Below are 10,111 nucleotides of genomic sequence, written 5' to 3'. Positions count from 1 at the left end.
ACAACGACAATATCACCGTCTCGGATATAATCAAGCATCGCTTTTAATTGCGGCCGTTTGGTGTCTTGTCCGCTTAACTTGTCCGAAAAGACCTTAGAAACGCCCTCTAACGCAACCAGCTGCCGATCTAAGTTCTGTTCTTTGCTGCTGACACGTGCATAACCAATCTTTGACATATATAGCCCTCCACTGGATTTATTAGCTTAATTCTGTTATACTGAATACGAAAAGAGGACGTACTCGACATACGCCCTCATGTAGCCCGTTTAAGACGGTAGCTTAGGTAATATAGGCAAAATAGACCATCAACCCAGCCAAAGGTTATGACGGTCTATTTTTTATTGTTTTTGTTGCTGATCTTCAGTATTAACGTTGCGAATGCTATCGCAAACATTAATGCTTCATAAACAGACAAGGCTACTCCCTTCTAGGGAAAAAGCAAACAATGAAAAACATAGGCATTCCCCCTTTATAGAGAAATTGCCACCGTCATAAACTTTCTACTTTTCTATTATAACATAATCTCGAAAAATGGTGTTTTTCATTATTAATTTTGAACAACTCTATTGAACAGGTAGAAATCTTGATTTTTCGGCATTCCCTAACTGTTCAATAGAGTATACCTTATTGAACAGTTACCGATCCTTTTTGAGAACCACTAATTTATCTTCTAATTCAGTAATCTTAGTAGTTATTTTCTGTACTTCTTCATATTGAGATACTGGGACAACTTCTTCTACTTCTTTTTTAAAGAATAAAGTAGTTTTTACTCTAGGTTGTAGAGAGTCCCGTTTACGTTTAAGTTTCAATAATTCACGTTCAATTTTTTTAATTTGCTTCTCTTGTTCACTTCTTTGCTTAAAAATCATTTCACTACCCTTTTTCAATCGTTATTGGGAATCAATCTTTTAATCCATCGATCCCAAAGCTAAAACTGTTGAAAAGAATGTAAGCAGCACGCATAACCCTTTACCATTATCCAAGAAATCTATGAAATTAATTTGGCGTATACCTTCTTTTACATTCTCAAACATAAATCCAATAATTGGAGGATTGACCGCCTGTAAAACAATCATTTTTATTATTACAAATACTTCAAAAAGTAACACTACCTCATAAATAACAAATAAGAGTAAAAACTCTACTAGTGACCTTTTCCATTGATTTTTACTATCAATCATTCCTTTACCTCCTACTGATCCTTTTTGGGAATTAATTTTACAGATAGTTGTTTTCATTAAAATTTGTTTCCAAATCTATCAATGCTGCCTTACCGCTTTCAATAGATAATTCTCTTTTTTCGATTTCTTTTTTTAATTCCCTCATACGAATTTTTGTATCTTGAACATCATCTTCATTCATTTCAGAATAGTTTTTTTCTTGTTCTTCAAACAGTCGTAAAAATTGAAATAACTCATAGTTTTCGTTTTGTTCAAACATTTTACAAACCTTCTTTCTTATCCTTTTTGAGACTAGTCCTCATCTGTCCTAGCAAAAGAAATTTCCCTGTATAATCTCATGGCAGCATTATTTTTTAATTCTGCTTGCAGCTGCTCTTCAGTTTCATAAATCATCATTGTTGTGTAATGTTTTTCTAGTTCATTCATTAATTCTACGAGTACCAAATTCCTATTGTATGAGCCTTTCTGATTTTTGATCTCATTGAAATCTGATTCAATCTCACTTAACATTCTTTTCATCATTCATCCTCCTTCATTTTTCTTTTTTATAGTAAATAACTGTGCCAAAGTCAAATTTGATTCCACGATTCTTTTGAGCCTTATCTAAGTACGTTAGCTTTGGAATATCTTTTATAGAAACACCTGTCCATTCTAAGTAATCTCGTACAAGTTTTGAATATTGTAAGTAAGCTTTTTTTTCTGAAGTAGCAATTTTTTCATTTACAATATTAGAGTCCTGCAAAACAATTATTTTCCATACTTCATTATTTGCTTCTTGTTCCGTCATACCAGTTAGATACTCCATACCTTCTCTACTTATGATTTGCGTTCCTTTTCCGTTCCCTATCTTAGTAAAAGTTCCCTCAAGGAACTTTTCAGGATAATTATTATATTGCTGCAAAACATAAGTACGTTCTTTATTCCATCTTTCACTTGCTTCAGGAAACGTCATGATACCTAACTCTTTCAAATTCAACTAATCACTCCCAATCAAATAACCTTATATAATGTATAAATTAATTATACATTATATAAGGTTATTTGTGAAGCGTTTTTTACAATTAATCAAGAACTTTTTTCATTTTTTTTGATCTCATGCATGCAGCTATCGATCCTTTTTGAAAAGACGAACTATTTTCAGCTTCAGGAATTTTTACTGTTCGCTTTTAGAAAAAATAACCTGGAAGATCCGCAGCTGCAGTCGGAGAATTTTCTTCCATTTTACGAACGATCCTTTTTAAAATTTACAATGCTGCATCATTCACTTAATATTAAAATAAGGAGAAATCAACAAGCATTATAAACGCTTGTTGATTTCTCCTTTTTTGTAGTATCTTTTTAATTGCTGACGTTCTACTTCTTCAAATCTCTCAAGGTTTACCGTCACTTTGTAGGTGATCGCTTTATCCTTTCCGACTGAAGGATAAGACGCATAATAAATCATGTGATCCCCTATCCGTTTTGAATCTCTAATTCCGATTTTTTCACAATACAGTGTTTGTGCTTTCTCTAGCTCATGATTTTTAGTATTCATTTTCACCTCTAAGCTCTCTTGCACAAGAAGCGCAAACATAACCAACACCCCATCCAGCATTTGGCAAATAAGACAACTCACAACCACATTCTTCACAGTTGCCAAAGTCTTCCGCTTCTTCTTCATCCGCGCTTTTTTCTTTGGAATTATCTTGCGCTATCTTTTGATTGAGTTCAGACATTTCAGAAAAATAAAGTCTAGCATTTTTTTCGTTTTCTTGAATCAATGCATTAGATACTTGATCCATTTTTTTATAGAGCTTAATAATTTTCAGAAAGTTTAAACTCGTTGAAAATGTTGATTTTGACAATCCACTGATTTCTTTTTTTAACTCTTGATAATCTGCGCTTAACTCAATTATTTTTAAATCTCCTACTGGTAAAACCATGTAAACACTCCCTTTTAATTTTTAGTTGCTTGTCCTGTAATATAGTCGATCGTGTAACCATCTTGCACGTTGAATATATAAATGTTAAAGGCGAAATCGGAACTTTCTATTCCTTGAGCTTCAATCTGTATTCCTCTTGCTACCAGCTCATTTTCAACGAAGTGTGGCGTAACTCGATAACGGACATGATTACCTGTTTGTCTGATATAGTCCATGATCTGATTTTCGTAATTTACCATGTGAGGATCATTAAATTGTCTTGTACCAGTCATAAGGTTTTTAGGGTTATCATTTTCGCCTGTCATTTGAAACCCTATCAAATGTGAACGATTGTATAACCAATCATTTGAACCTCGTCCTGTTCTCTGTTGTTTCCATCCAGTCGGCTTTACAGTCAGTCTTGGATCTCTTTTTTCAGTTGGAAATGATTCAGATCCAATCAAAGCATTTGCTACTCCTACCCTGTTCAGTGAATCTAAATCTGAAAAGGTTTGCCACACACCAGATGAAAATGATAAGTCATCGGTGGTAAAATTAGGTATATTGTCATTTAGTACAATTTCCTGATAACTTCCATCATATTCTAATGGTATTTCTGTAGCTGAAGTTTGCTTCTGGTGCCACGTTTCTTCCATTTCTTGTGCTGTATCATTAATAAATATCTTTAGCTCATTCGCTCCTGCACACCCACTTATAGTGGTGGTGACTGCTAAAAGTAGCAGCCACCATTTTTTAAACTTTCTTCTCATATTCTTCTCCCTTTAATCACGAGATTTCATGTTATAGTATTTTCTATCTTTCCAAAGCTGGTCGATTGCTTCAGATTCAGATAAAACAACCGTTACATTTAACAATGGATTGCTTGACGTAATTAGCGTGTAATCAAATGAATTCATTCGCCCTTTGTTCTTACAAGGTTCTATTTTTGTTGTGCTCCCTTTAGCAAAATAACGAATAGAAGACTCTTGATCCCTAAGTAGTATTAAAATTTCGGCTGCATCACTTTTTTTCTTGATCGTGGATAACCTAGCTTCACAATAGAAAATATTCATTTTTTTTACCCCCTTTAGTTATGTTTTATAGGAAGACTACTGAAGCAGCCTTCCTATACTGTTTAGACAACCTGTGTTAAAAAATGTACTAGATTCAATTTGATCGTTTCTTTTTCAAATACTGTTAAATCCTTAAACATTGGATCTTGTGTAAATTCTTCAATTTGCATCAAATCGTCATCAAACAATCCTGTATGCCCTCGGTGTTCTTCTTCCCACGTTCTAAGATCATTTTTTACTTGTTCATTGTTTGCTGTAAGACTCATTTTTCATTGTCCTTTCTCTTTTCAAAAGCTCGTATTTTATTGATGATACGTATTTCCGCCGTATTGGTTCATACCATCAATAGGCTGCTGCTGATACTGATTGCCTGCCTCTTGTTGATCGCTTGCACGGTTAAACGCTTCTTGATATTGGTTTTGTTGCTGATATTGCTGTTCATACAATGTAGGCTGGTGACTATCTAAATTCGGTTGTTGCTGCTGTTGTGCCTGTCTTCTTTCAGTATCGGCTTTAGTTTCAAGCAATTCTAAATTATCTACCTCAAAAACTAATTCGTATCGCTCTATTTTGTTTTTGTCCGTGTAATTATTGTTGATAAGATCTCCTGTGAGTTCAATTAGTGATCCTTTAGCGGTATAATCTGCCAATGTACTTGCATCTTTCCCCCATGCTTGAAAGTTAATGAATGTTGTTTCACGTTCTCCTTTTCTCTTGTTATATTTTTTTCTTTTTACTGCAATTGTTCCATTAGATATAATTGTCTCACCCTTTTCGCTCGGAAATTTTTTCAGTTCTACTTGTTTTGTTAATCTTCCTACTAAGCTAATGTTCATCATGTTAATTCCTCTTTTCTATTTTTTAATTAATGAATATTTTTGTTCATACTTTACAATAGTTGGCTCAAAGTGTTGCTTTTGTTCAAGAGTGGTACATTTTTTCATGTTTTTAACAGCTTCTTGACAGTTTTTGTACTCTCGCACTGTTGGGATCAAATCACCTAGTAACTGTTTAAGAAGGTAACTTACGGCTTCTGATTCCTGTTTATTCAGTGGAGTACGGTTGGCAAGTGATTCACTTGCCGACCATAACCCACATATTACTTGTTCGTTCATGTTGCTAACTCCTTTCTACAAGCTAGTTTGTAACCAGCTTCTGTTTTTTTTCTTCATTTACTCGTTGTGATCCGTACATTTGACGAATCTCATTCATGCCATAATTTTTTTTGCCGTAACGTTTGTACCCTTCAGGCGATTTGTACCATGATAATTTTTTACTGCTCCAGCGTAAACCTAGTTCTTTTAGTTGATCCTTGTAAGGCTTAGTATTGCCTGAAACCCATATAAACGAGCCGATGATTTCAACAGAAACGCTAACCATTTCTAAGGCTAAAAGTTGATAGATCAGTTGACGGAATTCTTCAGGTGTTTCTTTTGTTTCTTTAGTGTAGAATTCACCATCTTTATCTTTATGAGTATTTTTCAGTTGTTCAAAAAGTTCGTCATACTCATTGTTGATTTTTTTCATTACTTCTTCATCGCCCCCACGGTCTGGGTGGTGCTGAAAAGCTAATTTTTTGTAAACTTTCTTCAATTCTTCTAAAGTTGATACATCGTTAATATACTTTGTCATTTTTCGTTCCTTCTTTCGCTTTTTTATGTTTTTGAAACCTATTTCGGCAGGCGTTTTGGGAGTGAAGCTGGAATCTTTTGATTTTCAATTTTTGTCATTGAATGAGAGACTACTCACTTCCTTTTTTTTAGTTAGTTCCTATTTCGTTTAGGCTGTTAGGTCGTTTGCTGTGGTTATGTCCTAGCCTGTTTTTTTTGATTTGAAAAGGGCGAGCTTGCTCGTTTATATACCCTTTTCAAATCGAAAAAAATGGGCTATAACCGCCCTTCAGCAAATGAACTTTACAGCCTATCGAAATTGGAACGTAAAAAAGCGATAGAGAAGGAACGAATGATTGGGTTTGACAAAAATAAACACTAGATTTATCTAGTGTTCGGTTTTGACCTTTTGTTTTGATTTTTCTTTTGACCTTTGTTTATAAGCCCTGCATGGTATTTCTAATGAATACTTTTTCTTTGTATGGCTCTAGCGTGTTCCTGGTCTTGTCATTCATGTAAAAGGTGTAATTTGGTAAGTCTTTGACTTCATCGGGTTCAAACCAGAATTTACGCACGTTTCTGACGGTTCCACGTTCTCCCTTTGTTTCAATCCGTGAGAGTAAGCCGCCCTGGTTCTCGGTCATAACTGTTCTGTCAATATCTTTATACGTACCAACTGTTTTAGCACTCATTTCAGCATTCGGTGCGTAATTTGTTCTGCCTAAGAAGAACAAATTCACATTATCAATGATTCGGCCTGTTAGATCCTGAAATGGTGTTACTAAATCAGAGATCGATTGAATCCCTAGAACTGCACCTAACAAGGCACTTCTAGCCTGTGATAGAATTGTAAGAATACGTTCATTCGCATAGCTTCCAAATTCATCAAATAGGCCTAATGCTCCTTTAAAGTTCGGATCACTATTATGCAGCTGCGCCACACAAAAACCGACGTCCCCCACAACAAAGCGGCCTAAAATTTGAATGAAGCTGGAATAAGTTGTTGCACTGAATGCCAATAGAACAATGTGTCCTTGTCGAATTTCATTCAAAATATCTAAATTCAAATCAGGATCTTCTGATTCTACAAACTTATTCCCAAAATCTGAATAGATCAGTAATTCTAATTGCGTTCTCAATCCACGGATCAGTTTAACTGTTTCACCCTTCATTTCTTGAATTTCTTCAAGATCGCTGTAGGTCAATTCGTCTAGTTTGAAAAAATATTTAATGTATTTCCCATGTACTGAATCTTCTTGTCCTGCAAGGGGTAGGTCTTTTTGTGTCAATGTTTTACCTGTCGCTTTTTTATCTTTGGCTTTGTCACAATCTGCGATATATTCTTCTGCTTGCTCCAGGAATAAATAGTTTGCAATTTCGTTCAAATCTAAAAATCGATGAATTGTTTCTAAATCCATTTTTAACCGTTTTCCCTGACTTGGTGAACGTTCATCGTTAGTTCTTGAGTTTTCTATGCCGATATATTCTTGAATAAAAGAAATAATCATTTGAAGCATATTTTCACTTTCTTTTTCGTAAAACGATTCGCTCCAGTCCATAACGGCCATTAAACGGTCTTTAACAGCTGTAGGTTTTCCATATTTTACAGGGTTGTAGTGAATCTTACTTCGTTCAGAAAAAACAACAAGTTTTTTCCCATAAGCATCGGCCAATTTCTGTAGATCACGTTCAGTGTTGACATCACCTTTTCCATCAATGAAGATACCACCTAGCCCTTGACGTAATGCTCCTTCTAAAATGGCATACATTAATGTTGTTTTACCGCTGCCTGTTGTTCCTTGTATCAAACAATGCGTGAAAAAGTTTTTAATATCTAGATACTCATTTATTTTCTTTATACTCATGCCAATGTAGACACGTTTGTTATCAGATTGACGGTATTTTTCTTGTTCTTTTTCTAAAATGGGATCTTTTTGTTTAAAAAACTTCTTAAATTTATCACTCTCTACATAGTCTGTTTTCTTTTGCTCTTTTTCTTTAGTTAACCAGGTCTTTTTAAGCCTTCTTGATAACAATAAAAAAAGACTAGTTAAACTACCAGTCAATAGAGATCCTAGAATGTAACTTTGAGACGTTAACTGAAATGGTTGGCCGTCCTGTACAAAGTTTTCAAAAAATAATACAGCTTTTGGAATTATTCCTTGCCATATGACCCCAAACTGTAATAGCGGTTGATAGCCAAATTCCATGATTCCTAAAGCTAATGGTATTGTGAACCCGAAAAATAGAAGCCATTCTATTTTTAGAGGAAATTTTCGGTGTAAAAAATAAGCAAGTAGTAGCGTAAGAATGAATACAGGCAATAAAAAGAACAGTGTTCCTGCACCAGCTACAGCAAAGCCGAAAACTAACCCCATTTCATTTTTAGTTTGAGGACTTTCTTTATCTATTCCCAAAAAATCCAGTTTCTCTTCTTCTCTCATATCAATCTCCCTTACTTCTGGTCTGAATGCTTCCCATCCTGTAGAATTGAATGGATAGATTTAATTTGCTTGCGTTGACTGCGACATAATCAGAAATACGCTCATCATCATACACGTAACAAACTTGTGTGATCCAGCCATGTTTTTTTTGATCTGCATACCATCTTAATTTTGTTTCCAGGGCATGACGTGATTTTCGGGTTAATTCTAATTCGTATGAAATGCGTAGTATTTCATCATCAATCGTAATCAACAAATAAAAATCTGGTATTTTATGACGTACAACAGCTTTTTCCCGTCTTAACCACTTGCCCCTATATTGCTGATTTAAATCTAAATACTTTTCAGCTAAAATTTCACGTTCTGTTACGATCATCAATTCATTGTCTGGATATGTTTTCCGCAAAAGTTGAATGCTTTCAACTATTGCATCGTTCATCATGAGGTTATGCCGCAATGTAGCTAGATTTGGTTGCTTATCGCCCTGGACATATCCAAAATTCAACAAGCCTATATACTCACTGCCTTTGGTGGTGATATAGTGGGCATATTTGGACGTCTCTTTAAATGTTTTGATAAATCCTAATTTTTCTAATTTTTGCAATGATAACCGTAAATTTTTTTCAGTGATCGTTAGGCGATCGATTATTTGTATACGTGTCATAATTCCGTATCGATCTAACAACTGCAATAGTTGATACGTTTTGTCTGTTTCTTTCATAAAGGCTCCTTTTCTCCCTTCGACAGCCCCAAGTCTTGGGGCGCAGGCGGTGGGGTTGCTCCCCCATGAGTGGGGGCGGGGGGCTGAATTTTAAAGTTTTTTTTGTTTCTTTTTCTTTCAAGAAAAAGAAAGGTTTTCTCTTTTCTTTTGATCTTTCTTTTGATCTTTCTTTTGATCTTTCTTTTGACCTTTCTTTTGACCTTTCTTTTGACCCTTCTTTTGACCTTTCTTTTGACCTTGACCTTTCTTTTGACCTTGACCTTTTCTTTTGACCTTGACCTTCTCTCTTATCTCCTCTCTTATTATTATATTTCTTGTTATTATCTATTTTAGTTTTTGGCTTTATTTTACTTACTTATTCTTTGTGTGCCTGCTCGAGACTTCTCTCTCCCGTTAGTTTACGTCGGGGGAGAGAAGTCTCGAGCAGGCACACATTAGAATTGTTGTAAAATCAAGCCAAAAACGGCGCCCTTGCAACCTATCAATAGGTCGTGGTATCGGTCGTTCATTCGGTTGTGGTTCTCTCTTGTTAGTCACACAGTGAACCTTGTGGGACGTTTTAACAAGATTTTTTTGTTCTTTTGAACTTCGTGTTATTTTTTCCAAAAGTGCCACCACGATGTTCTGGTGGCTTCCTCGTCATTTTCAAATAGTGATTCATCAATAATCAAAGGCGGCAGCTGTTTTACTGGTGCTTCTTCTACCGTCTCACTTACTTCTTTTGTTTGCTCTTTTTGATTGTTTAAATGTAAATGTTGCTGCTGGTGTAATAGTTGCTCCAGCTTCTGCTCTCTTTCCAGTGCTTCACTAAGTAGTTGTTCTAGTTCCTGAATACGTTCATTTTCATATACTTTTTTTTGTTGATTAAGTGCTGAAGTCACTGCTTCATGAATGATCTGATTGTTCGGTTCACTCAAAGTAACCTCGTGCTTTTCTTCAGATTCTTCTTTTTTAGGTGCAGCAGCATTATCTAAGACGGCCATTTGCACTGTTTCAAAATCAGCTAAAGAATAATATTTTTTGTTCCCTTCTTTTGTTCCTTTTATGTCTAATCGCTTCAAATGTTTGTATGCAGTATTTATGTGAATGTCTAATTTTTCTGCGATTTCTGTTGCGGTATAACGATCACACACTTTCACACACCCCCTTGTGGTTTACCTAGTTAGTCACACACACCGTGT

17 protein-coding genes are annotated in these 10,111 nt (G+C 35.1%); all 17 read right to left on the bottom strand.

Going from position 1 to position 10,111, the window contains the following annotated elements:
• Positions 1-176, bottom strand: a 176-nt coding sequence (locus A5880_RS16130) for a recombinase family protein (protein WP_336577255.1), incomplete at its 3' end; no start/stop codon positions are given.
• A gap of 459 nt (positions 177-635) precedes the next feature.
• The gene (locus tag A5880_RS16125) at positions 636-869 is read right to left on the bottom strand and encodes a hypothetical protein (protein ID WP_086331999.1); all 234 of its coding nucleotides are present in this window, start codon (positions 867-869) and stop codon (positions 636-638) included.
• A 39-nt stretch (positions 870-908) separates the two neighbouring features.
• Positions 909-1,181, bottom strand: coding sequence for a hypothetical protein (locus tag A5880_RS16120; RefSeq protein WP_086331998.1), 273 nt, complete (start codon positions 1,179-1,181; stop codon positions 909-911).
• A gap of 37 nt (positions 1,182-1,218) precedes the next feature.
• Complete coding sequence (locus tag A5880_RS16115) at positions 1,219-1,440, bottom strand: hypothetical protein (protein ID WP_086331997.1); 222 nt, start codon at positions 1,438-1,440, stop codon at positions 1,219-1,221.
• A gap of 32 nt (positions 1,441-1,472) precedes the next feature.
• Complete coding sequence (locus A5880_RS16110; RefSeq protein WP_086331996.1) at positions 1,473-1,700, bottom strand: hypothetical protein; 228 nt, start codon at positions 1,698-1,700, stop codon at positions 1,473-1,475.
• A gap of 13 nt (positions 1,701-1,713) precedes the next feature.
• The gene (locus A5880_RS16105) at positions 1,714-2,157 is read right to left on the bottom strand and encodes a helix-turn-helix domain-containing protein (protein WP_086331995.1); all 444 of its coding nucleotides are present in this window, start codon (positions 2,155-2,157) and stop codon (positions 1,714-1,716) included.
• 321 nt (positions 2,158-2,478) lie between these two features.
• Positions 2,479-2,715, bottom strand: a complete 237-nt coding sequence (locus A5880_RS16100) for a hypothetical protein (RefSeq protein WP_086331994.1) — start codon at positions 2,713-2,715, stop codon at positions 2,479-2,481.
• On the bottom strand, positions 2,705-3,103 hold the full coding sequence (locus A5880_RS16095; RefSeq protein WP_086331993.1) for a hypothetical protein: 399 nt from the start codon (positions 3,101-3,103) through the stop codon (positions 2,705-2,707). Before A5880_RS16095 ends, A5880_RS16100 begins: the two co-directional genes overlap by 11 nt.
• 14 nt (positions 3,104-3,117) lie before the next feature.
• Positions 3,118-3,738, bottom strand: a complete 621-nt coding sequence (locus tag A5880_RS16090; RefSeq protein ID WP_086332002.1) for a DNA/RNA non-specific endonuclease — start codon at positions 3,736-3,738, stop codon at positions 3,118-3,120.
• A gap of 126 nt (positions 3,739-3,864) precedes the next feature.
• Complete coding sequence (locus A5880_RS16085) at positions 3,865-4,155, bottom strand: hypothetical protein (protein ID WP_086331992.1); 291 nt, start codon at positions 4,153-4,155, stop codon at positions 3,865-3,867.
• A gap of 62 nt (positions 4,156-4,217) precedes the next feature.
• Positions 4,218-4,421, bottom strand: a complete 204-nt coding sequence (locus A5880_RS16080) for a hypothetical protein (protein ID WP_086331991.1) — start codon at positions 4,419-4,421, stop codon at positions 4,218-4,220.
• Positions 4,422-4,457: 36 nt separating this feature from the next.
• Positions 4,458-4,994: a single-stranded DNA-binding protein gene (locus A5880_RS16075; RefSeq protein WP_086331990.1), complete on the bottom strand. Its 537-nt coding sequence runs from the start codon at positions 4,992-4,994 to the stop codon at positions 4,458-4,460.
• 15 nt (positions 4,995-5,009) lie between these two features.
• Positions 5,010-5,270: a hypothetical protein gene (locus A5880_RS16070; protein ID WP_086331989.1), complete on the bottom strand. Its 261-nt coding sequence runs from the start codon at positions 5,268-5,270 to the stop codon at positions 5,010-5,012.
• A gap of 22 nt (positions 5,271-5,292) precedes the next feature.
• Entirely contained in the window at positions 5,293-5,787 is a 495-nt protein-coding gene (locus A5880_RS16065) for a molecular chaperone DnaJ (protein ID WP_086331988.1), read from the bottom strand.
• 415 nt (positions 5,788-6,202) lie between these two features.
• Positions 6,203-8,209, bottom strand: coding sequence for a helicase HerA domain-containing protein (locus A5880_RS16060; RefSeq protein ID WP_086331987.1), 2,007 nt, complete (start codon positions 8,207-8,209; stop codon positions 6,203-6,205).
• Position 8,210: 1 nt separating this feature from the next.
• Positions 8,211-8,930: a replication-relaxation family protein gene (locus A5880_RS16055; protein ID WP_143353679.1), complete on the bottom strand. Its 720-nt coding sequence runs from the start codon at positions 8,928-8,930 to the stop codon at positions 8,211-8,213.
• Between the two features lie 593 nt (positions 8,931-9,523).
• Positions 9,524-10,063 carry a winged helix-turn-helix domain-containing protein gene (locus tag A5880_RS16050; protein WP_086332028.1) on the bottom strand — a complete coding sequence of 180 codons (540 nt, stop codon included), beginning with the start codon at positions 10,061-10,063 and terminating at the stop codon, positions 9,524-9,526.
• Positions 10,064-10,111: the final 48 nt, after the last annotated feature.

Origin of the sequence: Enterococcus sp. 4G2_DIV0659 (genome assembly GCF_002140715.2) — a bacterium.
Classification (GTDB): Bacteria; Bacillota; Bacilli; order Lactobacillales; family Enterococcaceae; genus Enterococcus_L; species Enterococcus_L mansonii.
This window is presented reverse-complemented; position numbering and strand designations above follow the sequence as displayed.